The organism is Anaerospora sp. (assembly GCF_032013335.1).
Taxonomy (GTDB): Bacteria; Bacillota; Negativicutes; order Sporomusales; family DSM-15969; genus Anaerospora.
The window spans coordinates 1-19,247 of the sequence record NZ_DALZUO010000025.1; the positions used below are offsets into that span (position 1 = coordinate 1).

Here is a 19,247-nt window from a genome sequence, read left to right on the forward strand (position 1 = left end):
GTGGCGCCAGTCTCGCCGGTGGCCCCAGTCGTACCAGTAGAGCCTGTTTCGCCGGTGGCGCCAGTAGTGCCGGTGGCCCCAGTCGTACCAGTAGAGCCTGTTTCGCCAGTAGCACTTGTTTCTTCGGGTACCTCGATTAACACTAAAGCTGCTTTAACGGGTACTAGCGATGAATAAGATACGGTGGCTGGAGTGCTGTTGACTAAACTTAATGTTATTGGTGCACTATCGACTTGTACAAGAGCAAAGCCGACGACCTCATCTGTTTTAATCGGTGTATCACCTAGTAGTTCATCTCCCTGTGAAGTTACGATAGAAAATGATATCCCATTTGAACCTATAACTGCTTGAGTTGCGACCCACCAATTGACCATGTATCTGCCTGGTTTACTTATGGTTACAACGCCCGTTAAGGGATCATAACTTATGGTGCCATAGCTGTTGATAATATTTTCAAATATTACATTGTTATTAGCCGTGACAGTACCGGCCAAAAGCCTTTCAAGTTGAAGACCTAAAGTATCCACTCTCAATCCTCCTTTGCATAGTGGATTAAACCGACGCAAGAATAAAAGGTTTACATACTATGATATGTAAATCCTGGGTAAATAGTGAGCATAATAAGGCATGCACAAGGAAATAATAGATAGGTATACAGGTGAACGATAGTCAATCAAATACTAAGGAGATAATAAATTGGAACATTCAATGTTTTGTTATCAGTGCGAACAAACTTTTGGCGGTAAGGGCTGCACGAAAAGCGGTGTTTGTGGAAAAACGCCTGAGATTGCAAACTTGCAGGACTTGTTGATTTATCAGTTGAAAGGAATATCCTGCTATGCAAAATCGCTCATTGATCAGGGAGAAATCATTGATAAAGCTATTGTAGAATTTGTAGAGAATGGCTTGTTTACAACCTTAACTAATGTAAACTTTGACGTGGACGTTCATGTACGATTAATCAAAGAATCACAAAAGATAAAAGAAGAGTTGAGAAGACAGGCACCTCATGGCCGGTATCCCGAAGCCGCAACATATAACGCTAGTCATACTAAAGAAGATATGTTAAAAGATGCAGTGCAAGCGGGAATTATGTTTGATCAAGATTTAAATGAAGATATCCGGTCGCTGCGCTCAACTATTTTATATGGACTTAAAGGAATTAGTGCTTATGGGCATCAGGCTAGATTCCTTAATTATAATAGTGACCAAGTTGATCAATACTATTTTTTAGGGTTAGAAGCTACTACTAATGATGAGTTAACGCTTGAAGAGTTAATTCGTGTAGTGATGCGGGTTGGCAACATGAGTGTAGAAGTTATGAAAGTTTTGGACGATGCAAATACGACGACCTATCATAATCCTTCTCCTCATAGTGTGAATACTAATCCCCAAAAAGGCCCGTTCATTATCATTTCAGGCCATGATTTACGCGATTTGGAAATGCTGCTCGAACAAACTGAGGATAAGGGAATTAATATTTATACTCATGGTGAAATGCTGCCCGCACATGGTTATCCCGGGTTGAAAAAATATAAACATTTGGTAGGTAATTACGGATCTGCCTGGCAAAACCAGCAAAAAGAATTTGATGGCATACCGGGATGTATTTTAATGACAACAAACTGTTTGATGAGGCCTAGAGAAACCTATGAGGACAGAATTTTTACTACGAATGTTGTCGGATGGGAAGGTATAAAAAATATTGCAGTTTCTGAAGATGGCACGAAAGATTTTACACAAATAATAAATAAGGCCTTGGAGCTTGGCGGCTTTAAAGAAGATCATCAAGCAAAGGAAATCATGGTCGGATTCGGTCATCATGCAACTTTGTCACACGCTGAAGCAATAGTAAATGCCGTAAAAGAAGGAAAAGTAAGACACTTCTTCTTAATTGGCGGTTGCGATGGAGCACGTCCAGGGAGAAACTATTATACTGACTTTGCTAAACAGGTTCCCGAAGACTGTATTATCCTTACATTGGCATGCGGAAAATACCGATTTAATAAATTGGAGTTTGGGACAGTTGCTGGGTTACCGCGATTGTTAGATATCGGACAATGCAATGATGCCTATTCGGCAGTCAGAATAGCTACAGCATTGGCAGATGCTTTTGATACAGATGTAAATTCGCTGCCGCTTTCCATCATACTTTCCTGGTATGAGCAAAAGGCAGTAGCGGACTTGTTAGCATTATTATCACTTGGAATTAATGGGATACGGTTAGGGCCCAGTCTGCCAGCGTTTATATCACCTAATGTCCTCCAATATTTAGTTGAAACCTTTGCAATAAAACCAATCAGTACTCCGGAAGATGATTTGAAAAGTGCTCTAAAACAGGCAAATTAATAATAAGCGGGGTCCTTAAAAGAGCTGAACGCAACTCTCATTTTATGAGTGTTACGTTCGGTTTATTTTATGTCAATATAATTTTGTTTGAATTTACTTAAAATTCGCTTGATTTATTGTCATAAAATGGTATGATATGGATGAAATAATTTTGGGAGATGAGTGAATGAAAAAAGTTACGATGAGTCTAATTATGGTTCTTTGCCTATTATTCACAATGGGGATAGCCGGAGCAGCAGCCAGCCCAGAAACTAATACTTTATCAAAACAAGTACTTATTATTCCTTTTATTAACTCTACAGAAGAAACAAAGGATTATATAGGGGAAACTGTTAATGAGAAATTTATGCAACAATTTGCTAATGAAAAATATCAAACTATTTCAGCAGAAAAAATGCAAGCAGCTTTAACTGCTAATCAATATGATCCCTCTAATAAGGAGTTGCCGGAAAGTAATGTAATGGAGAAATTGGCACGAGAAGCAGATGTTGATTATGTGATTGCAATGGAAATTGTTCATTTTATGAACTCAAGACATGCCAGTTTCTTCTCGACTTCTGCGAAAAGTGAAGTGAAACTTCGCTATAAAGTGTATTCAAAAGCAGCTAATAAGACAATTGCTTTCCAGGTAACCGGTAAGGGGAATAATAAGGTTACGTCAATTGGAGTTCCGGGAATCGGCACTGCGATGAAACGTGGTATTATGGAAGCAATGGATGAAGCTTTCATAAAAATTGAAAAACTGTAAGCTATAATAGTGATAGTTAATGTCCGCTGCTTTTGGCAGCGGACATTTTTTATGAAATTATTTACCTTAATAGGGGCTTCGGCATATTCTGCTTCTAAGGAAATGTCATTACAAATATAATCATAGCAGAATCATGATTTAGAGGAGAGGAAGATCGATGGCCAAGCGCTATCTTACTAGTAATCAGGGAGCACCTGTTACAGATGATCAACATTCATTAACTGTTGGAGAACGAGGGCCGATCTTACTTGAGGATACCGTTTTCCTTGAGAAAATTGCCCATTTTGACAGAGAACGAATTCCCGAAAGAGTACTTCATGCCAAAGGGGCCGGTGCTTTTGGCTTTTTTGTACCTTACAAATCAATGTCAGCTTTAACAAAAGCGGAGTTTCTACAAAATCCAGAGAAAAAAACACCTGTATTTGTTAGATTTTCTTTAGCTGGCGGATCTTTGGGCGGAGCTGATACTGTCAGAGATATTCGCGGATTTTCGGTAAAATTTTATACCGATGAAGGCAATTATGATATTGTGGGGAATCACATTCCTGTTTTTCCAATTCGTGATCCGTTGCAATTTCCTGATTTGGTTCATGCGCTAAAACCGGACCCGGTTACTAATGTGCGTGGCGGACCGATAGCGGCCAGCCGCTTTTGGGATTTTATGTCTTTAAGGCCAGAGTCCATGAATTTCCTTACCTATTTATTTTCTGACGTTGGTACTGTAAAAAGCTATCGAACAATGCAGGGGTTTGGAGTCAATACATATAAGTGGATCAATTTGTGTGGTGAAGAAGTATATATTAAATATCATTGGCAGCCATGTGCAGGGGTTGAATACATAGACAGCAAGACAGCAGTTCGGCTTGCCGGTTCGGACCCTGACATAGCGCAGCGGGATTTATTTGATTCGATTGCTGAAGGGCATACGGTAGAATACGAAATGTGTGTGCAAATACTGAAAGTGGAAGATGAATGTAAGCTTCCTTTTGATCCACTCGATTCTACCCATATTTGGCCGGAAGACATGTTTCCGCTTCTGCCGGTAGGAAGAATGGTGCTGAATAAAAATCCCGGGAATTTCTTTGTTGATGTAGAGCAGTCCGCTTTTGCCCCGGCAGCAGTTGTGCCAGGAATAGGTTTCTCTAATGATCGAATTTTGCAAGGTCGCATCTTCCCCTATGGTGATACGCAAAGATATCGCATAGGCGTCAATTATCTGCAGCTTCCCACAAATATGCCGAGAAGGTCAATTGATAATAAGATGCAGGATGGAGCGATGCAAACAATATACAGTGAAGGCGTAGCAAACTATTTACCAAATACAATTGGAGGCGGGATGCCAGCTGAGGCACCGGAGACAGGAAAGCCTGTTTGTAATTTTGTTTCAGGGATCATAGATAGAAAAGAACCGTCTGGTGATGATTATTATCAGGCAAGGTACAGATATCGGAATATGTCGCCCAAGGAAAAAGACCATTTAATTGCAAATTTTACGGAAGCGTTAAGTCAGGTATATGAGCCGATTAAGCGGAGAATGCTGGAGCATTTCATGCGTACTGATAAAGAATTGGGCAGCAGAATCGCACAAAGCCTAAATATGACAAAGTAAAGTTAGCGGCCTCAACTACAGTTAGTTGAGGCCGCTAACTTTACATTGTGTCAGGCCTTGCTGCATAAATTACCAGTGAGGAGTTATTCTAAGAATGTGCTTTAGGATATGACGGCAGCGTAAATAAGGCCGTCGCTTAGGAGATGATCACTTGGAGAATTCGGAAAAACCATCTATTCTATTTGTAGCTTTAAATCGGCACCAAAGGCAGTATTTCCATCAGTTAGGAACTGCCCTTAATACGTTATACAACGTTCATCATATTTACTATGGATTATCAGACTTCTCGGGTGCCTTAATCCAACCGGAATTGCCCGAAGTGGTTGATTTTACTGAGCAGGAATTGGCAGATATCATTCGTTTTTTATTAATAAAGGGAAAGTCCCGGAAGTTTACCGGTATTCGTGCCTGGTTGCATTCTCAAGCCGTACTCAAGAGCAGGGCGTATTTTGCCACGCGATATTTTTATCACTATATATGTCATCATCCGGTTGATCTGGTAGGTGTTTGGAACGGAATTAATCTTCCCTTGGCTTGTGCAGCTCGAGTAGCGACAAAATTGGAAAAGAAGACGCTTTTCTTTGAAAATGGATATTTGCACAATACTACTACGGTAGACCCAAAGGGGGTCAATTATCAAAACAGTTTAGTGAATAAACCCCGATCGTTTTATGATGCAGTTATTTTTGAGGAAGAGTTTCTTGCTGCGATATATAATGCGGTGCCGGCAATCAGAGGATTAAAAGCAAAATGGTATCAGAGCTTGATAAGTACGCCGCCGAGTAATACGCCCGAAGATATTATCTTGCCGGATAAGTTTATCTTTCTCCCTTTTCAGGTTCAAGATGATACGCAGGTGTTGCTATACTCCCCACGCATACAGACAATGGGTGCGTTTGTCGAGTGTGCAGTAAAGGGAGTAAAACGGTACAATTTGAATTATCAGGATGATATGTGGATCGTTGTCAAAGAACATCCTTCAGATTTTGGCCGGGTGGATTATTCTACTCTGAAGGAAGAATATAAGAACGATAAAATAATATTTTTACGCTACTATCCGACTCCTGAGTTGATTGCCAGTTCACAAGGAATAATTACTTTGAATTCAACCGTGGGGATTGAAGCATTACTTCAGCATAAGCCTGTCATCACTCTGGGCAATTCTTTTTACAATATCGATGGCCTGGTTCGTTGTGTTACGCAAGTGGATCAATTAGCAGATGAGATTCCATTTGTTTTGGCTGAGCCGGATCATCAATTAATTGATAAGTTCTTGTACTATTTGCGCTATCAATATTTAGCAGAAGGGTCGTGGCGCCAGCCTAATGAAATACATTTTGCAAGTGTTGCTCAAAAGATCAGAAAATTACTATAATAACCATTATTTATAGATTAAAAATTTAGTTTGTCGAGAGGAATTTGATGATTGCCAGAGAACTAATACTACAGAATTAAATAGTGTTTCTTAGATCAGCAAACTTAGCGAAAGTTAAGGACGCAAAGCTATGGGACTAATGATTTTATATCAATGTCTGCCAGGTTGCTATATGAGTAAGCTCATATACAAGCTGGTTTTTTTCATGGGAGGGTGAAGTGCAGATCAAGTAATGAAATGGGTTAAATAAAAAAAAGTGAGGAAGATAGTATATGCGTAGAACACCGATAGTTGCTCAACTAGGCGGGATGTTTTTTGTTGCTATTTCTTTTATGTTGCTCTTGCTTGGATACGTTGCTTATCAATACACAACTGCAAGTGATACATACGAAAATTTAATCACCCATACTTCTGCAAATATGCTTTTGCTCACAAAGGCTCAAGACGATATGCATACGGGGATTGCTGAGTTGCGCGGTTTTATGGCTTACTCGATTAGCAGTTATGATCAACAGGCAAGAAAAGAGTTTGCCGATAGTACCCAGGAGTTAAAAGTGTTTGTGTCGGGTGTTAAAAATCCCGAAGTAAAGACTGAAGCGGTCAAATTAGAAAAGATGATGAATGAATATAGTTTGAAAATGGGACAACTGCTGGATGCTAAAAAAGCAAATGATCCTGCTTTCAATACTTTATTAGTTGATGGTAGAAATTTATCTCAGCAGATTGATCAGCAATTTGAGAAGACACTCGATTTGGAAGAAAAGTTTCTCAAGATATCAATAAATGAATTGTTACAGGAACAAAAAAACACGAAACAGATTGTAGTACTTCTAAGTGTATTCATCATTTTACTTGTTAGTGGCTTAGCCTTCTGGTATAGCAAATACATGGCGAACCGTTTACATAGCGTTCGGAATGAAATGGATGCAATCAGCCGTTTTGACCTTACCGCTACTAACGGGCTGGCATCAGTTAATGACGAAATAGGAGATATGACTAGTGCCATGACGGAGATGAAAAATGCTCTTCGAGCTCTTGTCATTCATATTCGTCAAAACTCAGAGTCGCTGGCAGCAGCCAGCCAGGAATTAAGCGCTACCGTAGAGGAACAGCTGCGGGCAGCAGAAGTTATTTCTAACTCTATTGCTGAGGTTGCCAGCGGCTCTTCTCTAAATACCACTAATCTTACGGATATGTCTCATACTATTCAAGAACTTTCTGCAAGTACAGAGGAAATGAATGCAAATGCTTTCGAGGTGAATGGGAATACACAAAATGCTGTAGATGAAGCAGGGCAGGGAATGTATTTGCTAACGCAGATCGTGACGCAAAATGAGACAGTTGCCGATTCAATGAAGAGTATTACAAAGGCGGCGAACTCCTTAGCACAAGGATCTGAAAACATCTGTGAAATTGTTACCGTTATTCAAAATCTTGCCGGTCAGACAAATCTGCTAGCTTTAAATGCTGCTATAGAGGCAGCCCGTGCAGGTGAAGCCGGAAGAGGGTTTGCCGTTGTTGCTGAGGAGGTACGCAAGCTTGCTGAGCAAAGTGCGGAGGCTACTCGCCATATTGGTGACATCATCAAGAAAATGACATCCGATATTGATTATGCCGTATTGCATGTAAGTAAAGGAAACGATGAGGTAGAAGCAGGTAAGCAGGTAGCTTTCAATACGCAAAAAGGGTTTGCTATTATTATTGAAAAACTGAATCAAGTGAAGACGGTAGTTGGTCAAATAACTGTTGCAATTGAAGGGACGGCAACAGGGACGCAGGCAATGGTAGGAAATATCCAAAACATTAGTGCAGTTGCCGAACAAACAGTAGCGAGTGCCCAAACCGTAGCGGCTGCTTCCGAGGAACAAAGTGCCAGCATGCACGAAATCAATAGCAATGCTGAGTCTTTAGCAAAGATGGCAGAAGAACTTAATACGATTATCAGTAAGTTCCGACTCTAGTAGTGGCGGACTGCGCAGGGGCAGTGCCTAATTTTGAATTAAATCCAGGCGTTATATTGTAAGCCGGCCGCGTTTATGCTATGATCAGAGTAAAGTAATGAATTTTTACGCCAACAATTTAATATTGTGGCGGCAAATGTATATATGGCGGATCGGTTAGGTATCTATAACCCTATTGAGAAGCCAAGTTACAAGCCGTGCAGTTACAGTCTGCTGTTTTAAGCGGCAGTAGATGCAAGTATTCTACACCTGGTTTGTTTTGATTATCAAAACAAACCAGGTGTTCTTATTTTTAGTTCCTATAAACCACGTCTGGTAGTATGCAATACTACTAGATACGGTTTTTATAAAAAGGAAATATCGTCATAGAGAGGTGAGCAGGGAGTCTAACAAACAATAAGGCCTAGAGTTCATGTATACAATACATTGTATACATGAGTATGTCGAGCTGTTCGGCATTTGTCTGTTTGATAATCAATTAAGGGGAGGAAATGATCATGACAGTTACAGATACAATGGAAGGTGCAATCATTTTGAGTACTATAGATTTTTTCTTAAGTATTGTTATTATCTGGGGCATTAGTTTAATTCTTCGTTTTTTTCCTCAATTAAATAAACTAGGAAAAATTGATGAAGACAAATTAACTGGCGGGCATTAATTAAATACCGGTGAAAGGTGGAGGTGCATAATGGAACAAATAGTTTCGTTAACAGTGTCGTTGGCTGAGCAGACGGGGCTTGCTCAGCTTTGGTGGGGCAATATTGTTATGATTTTTGTAGGTGCAGGAATGATCTATTTAGCTCTCGCTAAAAAATACGAGCCTTTTCTCCTGCTGGGGATTGGCTTTTCCTGTATTGTCGCTAATGTTCCCGGTTCAGACCTTACTCAGCCTGGGGGCTTATTCTACTATGCGTTTCGCGGCGTAGAGCTTGTTATTATTCCGCCCTTGATTTTCCTGGGCGTAGGTGCAATGACTGACTTTGGCCCGATGATTGCAAATCCAAGTCTGATGATTCTTGGCGCAGCAGCTCACTTAGGAATATTCATTGCTGTAATTGGGGCAAAAGCACTCGGCTTTACTCTGGCAGAAGCAGGGGCAATCGGTATTATTGGCGGTGCAGATGGTCCGATGGCAATTTTTGTTACAATGAAACTGGCACCTCACCTGCTGCCGCAAATTACAGTGGCCGCATATTCCTATATGGCATTAATGCCACTTATCCAGCCGCCCATTATGAAGTTGCTGACAACCCCTGAAGAAAGGCAGATCATGATGACTCAAGCCCGTGAAGTGAGCCGGCTGGAGAAAATCGCATTTCCCTTCGTGATCGCAATACTGGTCAATTTCCTGCTGCCTCCGGTAGCGCCATTAATTACCATGCTGATGTTAGGAAATATGTTGAGAGAGGTACTTATCGTTGAGCGTCTTGCCGGTACTGCCGCTAATGATTTAATGAATGTCATTACCATCATTTTAACGGTTGCGGTAGGGTCAACGATGGCAGCAGACCGATTTTTGACCATAGAGACACTTCAAATCATTCTGCTAGGGCTGATTGCTTTTATGGGAGGCACTGCTTCGGGAATTATTGCAGCAAAAATTATGAATAGATGCAGCGGCGGTAAGATTAATCCGTTAATCGGCTCGGCAGGCATTGCTTCAGTACCTATTGCCGCACGGGTTTCTCATGTCGTTGCTTTGCGGGAAAACCGCTCTAATTTTCTCATTATGCATGCCATGGGACCTAATCTGGCAGGGGTTTTTGGCACAGCCATAAGTGGGGGAATTATGCTAGCGCTGCTTGGCGTCAAATAACCTGTTTATTTCTGTCTAGGGGGATTTTGTCCAAAAAAACTGTCAAGATCAATATTGTAAGCCCGACGGTTAAAATCCGCTGTTGTTTCCGGGGCATTGAAATAACCTTCAATGATAAGCTCGGCTACTTTCTTAGAAAGATCGGCCTGCGCGATAAGTACAAGAACAGTCAAAAAGAGTCGGGCTACATGATTGGATTCACCCTCCAAATGAGAAGTCAGGTTGGTGATGAAAGAAAGCTTATTAGAAAAATTCTCGCCAAACTCTGCTAAATAATTCTCCGTGAGGTCCAAATAAGTTGTATAAATATCTTCAAGAGGGAGCAGATCGTCTTCAGGGGTGTTAATATCCTGTAATATGGGAGCAAATAACTGCTTAATGTCACTAATCGATAAAATGCCTTTTAAATGATAAATTAGAATTAATAGCATCATATGCTGCTTTGAATATTTTTTGTTTTTGGGAGGGATAAGCAACCGATCTTTGGTATAGTTATTGATCATCGTTTTTGTAAAAATAGGTGCGTCTTGTGTTTTACTGGAAGAATCAAGTTTTTGATTAAGAAATGTCAGCATCTGATCCATATATAACTCAATATCAGGAATTGTCTCTATTCTGATTTCATGAGATTCACGAATTCGTTTTACCAATTCTGAAAGAGCGGCTTTTTCCATTAAATGCACCTCATCATCAAGTTGTTAATGATAAATTTGCTTACTCTAGTATTCTATCATATGCAAAGGAGAAAGCCTGAGCGTTACTCTTTTACTGCTTTAAAAAAACAAGTAAGATCCTGCTTTATGTCTTTTGATAGAGAATGCCAACGCTGCCCTTGGACAGCACCTTCCAACGCATATAACTTATTCAAGCAGGCTGTAGGATCAATCTTTTTGAGTTGTAGAAATGCAGTTTTACTGCCTAGCTTTACTAATACTTCCGGTGTTTCAATACCTGCAGATACTAATAATCTTTCCAGTGTTATACCGATATTAGGCATTTCCGATAATCTTTTCATTTCACTTCACTTCTCCTTTTCTATGACAGATAACATATAGTTGCATTTCGTCTTTTATGTTGAAAGCCCTTTACGCCATATCTGGAATAGTACTTTTTGATGGTAAGCCTTTGGTCAGAGGCCTGAAGCCATTTTACTTGGCTTCAGGCCTTTTGATTCGTGGCGTATAGTAACTAATTACAAGGGATTTGCCGCAAATCCAGAGAATAGAATAAAAAGAAAAAACGGGAGGAGTAGAGCCGTTAGTAAGGAACGCAGCAGAAAATTTATAAGAATCGCAGAAAAGAGAGTGGTTATCTATGTCGGAAAAAACAATGAGATTTCCCATGCTGGCACAATTACTTGGTATGTTTGGTATTATCGTACTGTTGATGATTTCAGTACTCTCCTATACAGTGTATACCATGCAAAAAAATGGTGATTATGCTGAGAATATAATTAACTATACAGTTAAGCGTTCGTTAAATATCAAGAATGCTCAAATCATGTTTGATAAAGGAAATATTGCTACGCTTGCCTATCTGGCGTCGGGCGAGAAACGGTTTATTAATGAGTCTAAAGCTAATTTGCAGGGATCGCTTACCATGGTAGAAGAAATTAATAAGACATCAACGTCGCAGGAGAGCAAGGATAATACAGCAGAGTTAATCCGGCTCATATTGCAGTTTACTGCGGTGAGTGACAAGGCGATGCTCGCAAAACAGAATAATGACCCTTTAGCTCAGGAATATACTGTGGCGGTTCGCGATGCAAATCACAAGGCGATTGAGTATTTTGGCAAGATAGACGGATTTCAGCAAAAGACAACCGATAAGCGATCAGAAACTCTGATTACAGAAATACGTTCCGCAATAGTGAACTGCGCTATTGGCGGTGGTATGATCACTCTATTGGCACTTGGGTTGGCCTATTGGTATGCCCGGAACATAACAACCAGGATTGGCAATGTCAGCCGGGAGTTAAAAGAGGTTGGTGAGCTTAACTTAACTGGTGAAGCGGTAGCTAAGACTCGAAATGATGAGATTGGCGATATGGCACAAATTATCATCAGCATGCGTTTAACACTAAAGGATTTTGTCACTAGAATTCAGGAGGAAACGGAAAAGTTATCTGCTCATAGTCAGGAATTAAATGCGGTTTTTGCGGAGAACAAGCAGGCTTTAACCAATGTTACTGCCTCAATTACACAAATTGCAGCAGGATCAAGAGAAAACTTTGATAATATAAACCGTATGTCCTCAGGTGTTGAACAACTATCGGCAAGTGCCGAGGAAATTAGCGCCAGTGCTTTTCAACTGAACAGAAATACATATAGTACAGTTGAAGAAGCCAACAACGGTATGCGGCTGCTGGACCAGGTAGTAGAGCAAAATGTTCTTATTACGCAAAGTATGACAGAAATTACTGACATTGCTAAACGGCTGCTCAGTAGTTCGGGGAATATAAAAGGGATTATTGATATGATCAGCAGTATTGCCAGTCAAACCAATTTGCTTGCTTTAAATGCTGCGATTGAGGCTGCCCGTGCTGGTGAAGCAGGGCGCGGCTTCTCAGTAGTAGCAGAAGAAGTAAGAAAACTGGCAGAGCAATGCAGTTCTGCTACGCAAAGCATCGTGCTTATTATTGATAAAATGGATGTGGAAATCAACCAGTCTGTTATAATGGTGACGAAGGGAAATGAGATTGCTCTTCAGGGACAGCAATATACCACTACTACGAAGCAGGGATTTGATTTGATTGTGAATAAGCTTATTGAACAAAAAAGTGGCGTTGAACAGATTGCTGCAGCTGTTACCGAATCGGCTGAAGGTACTCAGCTTATGGCACGTGAAATTGAAAATATCAGTAGCGTAGCACAAGCTGCTTCGGGCCATTCCGCTACGGTTCTGACTGCCACAGAGCAGCAGGCTAAAATTCTTGAGGATATTGGAGATAGCACGAATGCCCTCGCTGTAATGGCTGCAGAATTAAATTCCATTATCCAAAAGTTTAAAGTAAACTAAGCTGGAAGTGACAGCAGAGCAGCAGGAATTATTCTTCTCTGAAGAGAAGATACCCATAACTTACCTAAAGTAAATGATGCAGTAAATAGAAATAAAAGGCGGTTAATTTATGAGAAAACCATTATTTATTGGTTCCGCGGTAGCTATTGTAACGCCCTTTACCAACAGTGGAGTTGATTATCAGGCGTTGGCAGAGCTTATTGAATTTCAAATTAAAGGTGGATCGGATGCGATTGTTGTTTGCGGTACTACGGGCGAAGCTTCAACTATGCCGGATGAAGAGCATATCGACGTTATTAAGTTCGCTGTAGAGCAAATCAATAAACGTGTACCTGTTATTGCCGGTACGGGCAGTAATGATACACGTCATGCGATTGAGTTGTCCCAGGCAGCAGAAGCAGTGGGGGCGGATGCATTACTGTCAGTTACTCCCTATTACAATAAAGCAATGCAAAAAGGACTGTATGAACACTTTAAGGTTATTGCCAATAATGTCAAAGTACCTATTGTTCTCTACAATGTACCAAGCCGGACAAATTTAAATATAAATGCCGATACAATTAAAGCTTTGTCCGAAATTGACAATATAGTTGCCGTTAAGGAATGTAATCTTGGACAAGTTGGGGATATAGTGAATAGCTGCCGGAGTGATTTTACTGTTTATTCCGGTGATGACAATATGGTATTACCGGTATTGTCCTTGGGCGGTAAAGGTGTTATTTCTGTGATGGCAAATATTATTCCCCAGGATACGCATGATATGGTTGCAAAGTTTTTCCAAGGGGATATTAATGGATCAATCAAATTGCAACTGCAAACCTTGAATTTGATCAAAGCAATATTTAGCGAAGTTAACCCAATCCCGATTAAAGCAGCTGTAAACTTGCTAGGTTTTAAAGCCGGCATATGCCGCATGCCGTTAACCGAAATCAGCGAACAAAACCTCGAAGTTTTACGTGCTGAGATGAAGGCATACGGATTACTGTGATTTAAATAAAGAACGGGTTTCAAATTTTTGCAAAGCAGAAATCGAAGCCCGTTTTTTATATTTAAATTTAGGAGCAATTGGCAGGAAATATTTATTATTTTATCGAAATAAATATCGGTATGGAAAGTATTAGTGGAGGGATTTTATAATGAGTAAAGAATTAAAAGGTTCAAAAACAGAAGAAAACTTAAAAGCGGCTTTTGCCGGTGAGTCCATGGCTAGAAATAAATATACCTATTTTGCCGGTGTGGCAAAAAAAGAAGGGTATGAAACAATTGCAGCAAATTTTATGGAAACAGCTGATAATGAAGCAGCTCATGCTAAAATCTGGTTTAATTTACTAGGCGGGATTGGCGATACTAAAGCTAATTTAAAAAAGGCTGCCGAAGGTGAGAATGAAGAATGGACCAGCATGTACAAAGAATTTGCTGAAACTGCTCAAGCTGAGGGCTTCTCTGATATAGCAGCACTTTTTAAACGCGTAGGCCAGATTGAAAAAGAACACGAAGAACGTTATAAAGAACTGCTCGCCAATGTTGAAAATGGAACGGTTTTCCGCAAAGAAGAAAAGCAAACCTGGCGCTGTAGAGTGTGCGGTCATCGTCATGAAGGACTGACTGCACCACTGGGCTGCCCGACTTGCAAGCATCCACAGGCCTTTTTTGAAATTGTTTATCAAAACTTTTAATAACAGGCTATAAAACAAAAGCTCCTGCAAAATCCAAGCGGATTTTGCAGGAGCTTTTGTTTTGGATATCGCTATCCTATCAATAAAAAAACAAATATGAATATTCTAAATGCAGAACGATATTCATATACATGAATAAAAAGTTATTTATTATATCAAACAAACATATAAGAACGCAGTTCGTATATGTGAATGTAAAGATGAGGGTAAATCGTAATAATGGTGGAGGGAACATAATGAAGCAGTATAACAAGTGCAGCGAGGGCATTATTAAAGACTTAATAACAATCGTCGGTGAAAAGAATGTAATAACCGATATAGCGCGTTTAGCTCCCTATAGTCAGGACGAAGTAACGGATGAGCGGTTTCATCACTTGCCTGAGGCGGTAGTTTTTCCGGAGAACCGGGAGCAGGTAGCTCAAATCATCAGACTGGCTAATAGGGAGGTTATTCCGGTTACGCCGCGCGGTGCCGGTACCGGATTAGCAGCCGGTGCTGCTCCGATGTATGGCGGCATTGTCCTTTCACTGGAGAAAATGAATCGCATTGTGGAAGTCAACAGCGAGCACCTATATATGGTGGTTGAGCCGGGAGTGCGTACCCAGGACATTCAGAAAGCAGCGAGTGATGCCGGACTTCTGTATGCGGGAGATCCCTCAAGCGGTGAAAATTGCCTGATTGGCGGTAATATTGCAACAAATGCAGGCGGCAATAAGGCGGTTAAATACGGTACAACCCGGCATCAGGTCTATTCGGTTGAAGTTGTTACTCCTACAGGGGAGATTACAGAGTTAGGAGGCTTGTTGAATAAAAGTACGTCCGGGTATTGCCTGGAGCAACTGATCATTGGCTCAGAAGGAACGTTGGGAGTAATTACACAGGCGACCATAAAACTTATGCCTCTCAAAATATATAAAATGGACTTTCTTGCTGTTTTCCCAGATGCTGAAACTGCGATTGGATCGGTATATAAGCTAATGAAAGCAGGTGTTGACCCAACATCCCTCGAGTATATGGATAACGAAGCAATTAACGTCTGTGCCAGATATTTGAAAGAATCTTATCCATTTCAGCAAGAGGGAAATTATCTGATTATCACCGTGGAGTCGGATACGGAAGATGAACTGGATGCCAAGGCGGTTCGGATTGATGAAATATGTAATTGTAATGGCGCAATTGCAATGCTTGTACCGGATTCAAAAAAAATTTGGACTGCCCGCCGGGCATTTGGGGATGCCAACCGCGAGGAATGTTACATTCACAGTCCTGAGGATATGGTGGTACCTGTCAAACAATTGCCGTATGCCATGAAGCAGTTTATGCAAATTTGCCGGGAGCATCAGGCTTTAGGCAGGGTTGTAGCCCATGCCGGAGATGGTAATGTCCACCTGACTATTATGCAGGGCCAAATTTGCGCTGAAAACTGGGCGGCTAAGATTGACGAGATAGTGAATGATTTACTTACCTTTACCTATAGCATTGGCGGGCGTATGTCGGGAGAACATGGGGTAGGCTCAAAACGAAAAAAATGGATGCATAAATTTGCCGATCCTGTTCAATTACGAATGATGCAGGCCATTAAGCAGGCGCTAGATCCTGTGGGGATTCTTAATCCGGGTACCATCTTTGAACTGGAATAAAGGAGGGATCTGCTGTGTTGGCAGCTATGAGGGAAAAAAAGAGGGGACAACTGATTGCTCAGGGGGCTGCGGTTTTTGGATTTGCGTTTTTGGGAGTCCTGGCAGTTTTAAATGAGAATGTAGCTTTTGGTCCGCTATTCTTTTTGTTAAGTTTGTTCTACTTACGGAAAATGATGAAATCTCCCCGTGTAGAAAAAGAGGATGTAAAAAGCTGTCCCGGAGATAACCCGGAAGCAATTAAGAGTGAGCTGCTGCAAATGCTGGAATATTACCGAAGACTGTTGAAAAGCTGGCAATGGATTGCGCTATTTGGCTGGATACTCTCAATTGCATTGGTAGTATACTTCCCCAGTCTGATCGTTACCGTTACGGCTGCTTTGGCTGCCTATTCTACGTACGCTTTTATCCGCTGCCGTCAGGCAGTCAGAAGAATTGAAAATTCACCGGCCTTTAGCGGGAAAGGAGGATTGCCAAGCAGTGCTGCTGACTGATGAGTGGTAAGTAAATGGAGGTGAAGTTATGTCTGAGAGTAAAACTGTGCAGGGCAGGCAGCCTCGCCAGGAGGCATTATTCAGCTATCCCGAACCTGATCGCAAGCTTTTGCTTGGCTGGAAAGGGCTGCTGGGCTTCTTAGGTCCCGGTGTTATTTTAGCGTCGGCTACAGTAGGCTCTGGGGAAGTATTTTTTGCACCCCGCGGCGCCGCAATTTTTGGGTATGGTATTCTCTGGTGTCTCGTCCTAGGGGCCTTATCAAAAGGGTTCATGTCTTATACGGGAACCCGCTATATCGTATTGACAGGTGAGCATCCAATTACCCGTTGGGGACATATTTTTCCGGGACCCAAGAATTGGTTTCCTGTCCTGCTTGGGATTTTAGCGGTTCTTAGTATGCCGTCGTGGGTAGGCGGAGTGGCAAATTTGCTTGCTAATATGACGATGTATTTAACAGGAGGTTCTTTGTCTATTCCACTCTGGGCTACTATTTATATCCTTGGCACACTGGCAGTTGTAGCATCTGGTACATATCAGCATGTAGAAACAACCCAGACCTACATTGTTATTACTAAGGTTCTAACTTCTTTTATTGCATTATTTGCTGTAAATCCAGACTGGGGTCAATTGCTCGCTGGACTTATACCCAGTTTTCCCAGTTATGAATCCTGGGTAGCGGTGAAGTATCCTGCAGTTGCCAGCAGGAGTATTGGTATGGAAATGGTTGCATATGTAGGTGCCATCGGGGGAGGGACATATGACTATATCGGTTATGTCGGCCTCTATCGCAACAAAGGCTGGGGGGCAATGGGCCTTCCCAATCATAAAGAGATTGAAGAGAAGCTGCGGGTTACCGAAGGGCAGTTTGCTTTGCCTGCCAGTAAGGCCGAACTTGCCAAGGCCAATACCTGGCTGAGAGCCGCTCAAATTGATACAATCGTCAGCTTTGGAACATTATTGCTGATTACAGTTGTTTTTACCGCTCTGGGAGCGGCGGTACTGCATACGGGGCAGCTCATTCCTTCGGGAATAAAGCTGCTCGAGTATCAAAGCGCTTTTTTAACTGTTGTGCATCCTGGTCTGGTGTATTTATATTGGCTGGCAGTATGGTGTGCTTTATGGGGCGTTTTATCCAGTATATTCGAGCTTTATCCTTCTACCTGTTTCGAGGCTTTTCAGACTACTTCCCGCTGGGTCCGCGAAAATGGAAAAAGTGGTATAGCAAAATATGTATGGATATACATGTGCCTTGGCGGATTGGCATATAATTGGGCAGGATTTAATGTAGTGACAATCGTAATGGTTGGTTCCATTCTCGGGGGGGCACTGTCCTGTGGGTTGTGGTGTCTTGCGCAGATCTATGCCGAGAGAAAGGTGCTGCCGCCCGAATATCGAATGGCTCCCTGGGTAGTTTGCTGTGTGGCGGTATCAGGAGTATTCTTAATTGCCATGGCTGTTTTCTCTGTTCTCGATCAGTTTAAATTAATTTAGTAGCTTTTAAAGCCTGACAGGTACCAGCTTTACTGCTGTAAGGCGGTGCTGCTACAGGGGTAGTACCGCTTTGCTGCAAGGTGCCCATTAGCAACAAGGAAAAAAGTTTTTCATAGAGAAATAAATGCGGTAGTGTTTTTGAAAATCAGTAAGAGAAAGAGGCCATTTATGAGTGGAAAAAAGACGCTGGTTAAGTCTGCTTCCAGGGTGCTGGATATTATTGAGTATATTGTCAATAGCGCAAAGCCGCCAACTTTTAAAGCTATTCAGGAGTCACTGGATATTCCCAAAAGCTCGCTGTCTTACTTGCTGCAGGATCTTATTACGCGGGAATACATTTATTGTGACATTGATACAAAAGTGTATTATCCTGGCTTAAAGTTGATTCAAGTAGGTGCTGCCTGCATTAATAATACGGATATAACCAAAGAAATCGGCCTGGTCACAAAGCAGCTTAGTGATGAACTGGGGGAAACGACGCATGCAGGCATTCTGGAAGGCCGTTTTGTGGTCTATATTGCGAAATGCCATGGTGAAAAGGAGTTAAGCGCTGTTCGAACTATCGGCTTCAAAATTCCTGCTCACGCAACAGGTGTCGGGAAAGTGCTGCTGGCAGCGTTACCGGAATCTGAAGTGAAGAAACGCCTGGCAGGAGTTGAGCTGGAGCGCTATACACAAAATACCATTGTCTCTGAAGCATCGTTGTTAAATGAATTGAGAAAGGTTGCTGATCAGGGATTTGCAATTGATGACCAGGAAATAATTCCTGGGGGGATATGTGTAGCTGCTCCCATTCACGACAAGGAGCATCGGACAATCGCGGCCTTAAGTGTTACTATTCCGGCGATACGGATCGCAAAGGAAACGATGAATACTGTTATTGAGAAAGTACAGGCGGCAGCCAAAACTGCCTCGGGCAGGCTTGGGAGAATCTAAGTGTTTAGCGAGAAATTCGTGCAGAAGGCGATAATACTGCACGAATTTTTTACAAGAATATACGTCTCTTTATTTATGAACACTGTTCTCATATGAGAACAGTGCTTAAGAGTGCGATAAGGAATGAAACGGTAG

Annotated in this window: 16 protein-coding genes, 1 pseudogene and 1 riboswitch; of the genes and pseudogenes, 14 read left to right on the forward strand and 3 right to left on the reverse strand. The window is 41.6% G+C overall.

The annotated features are described in order from the left end of the window. Window positions 1-527: pseudogene (locus tag RTR76_RS16635) on the reverse strand (hypothetical protein); the annotation flags it as partial. 169 nt (window positions 528-696) lie between these two features. On the opposite strand from RTR76_RS16635, the gene hcp reads away from it, so the two are divergent. The 7 genes from hcp to RTR76_RS16670 all read left to right on the forward strand — a co-directional run bounded on the left by hcp (window position 697) and on the right by RTR76_RS16670 (window position 9,859). Further along, window positions 697-2,349 (forward strand): hydroxylamine reductase, encoded by a 1,653-nt coding sequence (hcp, locus tag RTR76_RS16640; RefSeq protein WP_312522785.1) that lies wholly within the window; start codon window positions 697-699, stop codon window positions 2,347-2,349. 166 nt (window positions 2,350-2,515) lie between these two features. Then, the gene (locus tag RTR76_RS16645; protein WP_312522791.1) at window positions 2,516-3,097 is read left to right on the forward strand and encodes a hypothetical protein; all 582 of its coding nucleotides are present in this window, start codon (window positions 2,516-2,518) and stop codon (window positions 3,095-3,097) included. A 157-nt stretch (window positions 3,098-3,254) separates the two neighbouring features. Continuing rightward, on the forward strand, window positions 3,255-4,706 hold the full coding sequence (locus RTR76_RS16650) for a catalase (RefSeq protein ID WP_312522794.1): 1,452 nt from the start codon (window positions 3,255-3,257) through the stop codon (window positions 4,704-4,706). 151 nt (window positions 4,707-4,857) lie between these two features. Then, window positions 4,858-6,081: a hypothetical protein gene (locus RTR76_RS16655; RefSeq protein ID WP_312522796.1), complete on the forward strand. Its 1,224-nt coding sequence runs from the start codon at window positions 4,858-4,860 to the stop codon at window positions 6,079-6,081. An 87-nt stretch (window positions 6,082-6,168) separates the two neighbouring features. After that, a riboswitch (cyclic di-GMP riboswitch) is annotated at window positions 6,169-6,254 on the forward strand. Between the two features lie 99 nt (window positions 6,255-6,353). After that, window positions 6,354-8,042, forward strand: a complete 1,689-nt coding sequence (locus RTR76_RS16660) for a methyl-accepting chemotaxis protein (RefSeq protein WP_312522799.1) — start codon at window positions 6,354-6,356, stop codon at window positions 8,040-8,042. 497 nt (window positions 8,043-8,539) lie between these two features. Continuing rightward, window positions 8,540-8,701, forward strand: coding sequence for a hypothetical protein (locus tag RTR76_RS16665; RefSeq protein WP_312522801.1), 162 nt, complete (start codon window positions 8,540-8,542; stop codon window positions 8,699-8,701). A gap of 30 nt (window positions 8,702-8,731) precedes the next feature. Then, window positions 8,732-9,859, forward strand: coding sequence for a sodium ion-translocating decarboxylase subunit beta (locus RTR76_RS16670; RefSeq protein WP_312522803.1), 1,128 nt, complete (start codon window positions 8,732-8,734; stop codon window positions 9,857-9,859). Window positions 9,860-9,864: 5 nt separating this feature from the next. Here RTR76_RS16670 and RTR76_RS16675 read toward each other — a convergent pair whose 3' ends face one another. Beyond that, window positions 9,865-10,533 carry a DUF1836 domain-containing protein gene (locus RTR76_RS16675; protein WP_312522805.1) on the reverse strand — a complete coding sequence of 223 codons (669 nt, stop codon included), beginning with the start codon at window positions 10,531-10,533 and terminating at the stop codon, window positions 9,865-9,867. An 83-nt stretch (window positions 10,534-10,616) separates the two neighbouring features. Continuing rightward, window positions 10,617-10,874 (reverse strand): TfoX/Sxy family protein, encoded by a 258-nt coding sequence (locus tag RTR76_RS16680; RefSeq protein WP_312522807.1) that lies wholly within the window; start codon window positions 10,872-10,874, stop codon window positions 10,617-10,619. Between the two features lie 299 nt (window positions 10,875-11,173). Between RTR76_RS16680 and RTR76_RS16685 the strand changes: the two genes are divergently transcribed. The 7 genes from RTR76_RS16685 (at window position 11,174) to RTR76_RS16715 (ending at window position 19,112) form a co-directional block, all read left to right on the forward strand. Beyond that, complete coding sequence (locus RTR76_RS16685) at window positions 11,174-12,877, forward strand: methyl-accepting chemotaxis protein (RefSeq protein ID WP_312522809.1); 1,704 nt, start codon at window positions 11,174-11,176, stop codon at window positions 12,875-12,877. A gap of 109 nt (window positions 12,878-12,986) precedes the next feature. Then, window positions 12,987-13,865, forward strand: a complete 879-nt coding sequence (gene dapA / locus RTR76_RS16690; protein WP_312522811.1) for a 4-hydroxy-tetrahydrodipicolinate synthase — start codon at window positions 12,987-12,989, stop codon at window positions 13,863-13,865. Window positions 13,866-14,013: 148 nt separating this feature from the next. Beyond that, window positions 14,014-14,553: a rubrerythrin gene (gene rbr, locus RTR76_RS16695; RefSeq protein ID WP_312522819.1), complete on the forward strand. Its 540-nt coding sequence runs from the start codon at window positions 14,014-14,016 to the stop codon at window positions 14,551-14,553. A gap of 236 nt (window positions 14,554-14,789) precedes the next feature. Further along, a complete protein-coding gene (locus RTR76_RS16700; RefSeq protein ID WP_312522823.1) occupies window positions 14,790-16,193 on the forward strand; it encodes an FAD-binding oxidoreductase in 1,404 nt (467 codons plus the stop codon). 14 nt (window positions 16,194-16,207) lie between these two features. Then, on the forward strand, window positions 16,208-16,684 hold the full coding sequence (locus tag RTR76_RS16705; RefSeq protein WP_312522824.1) for a hypothetical protein: 477 nt from the start codon (window positions 16,208-16,210) through the stop codon (window positions 16,682-16,684). Window positions 16,685-16,712: 28 nt separating this feature from the next. Next, window positions 16,713-18,176, forward strand: coding sequence for an Nramp family divalent metal transporter (locus RTR76_RS16710; RefSeq protein ID WP_312522826.1), 1,464 nt, complete (start codon window positions 16,713-16,715; stop codon window positions 18,174-18,176). Between the two features lie 168 nt (window positions 18,177-18,344). Beyond that, the gene (locus RTR76_RS16715) at window positions 18,345-19,112 is read left to right on the forward strand and encodes an IclR family transcriptional regulator (RefSeq protein WP_312522828.1); all 768 of its coding nucleotides are present in this window, start codon (window positions 18,345-18,347) and stop codon (window positions 19,110-19,112) included. The last annotated feature ends 135 nt before the right edge of the window (window positions 19,113-19,247 follow it).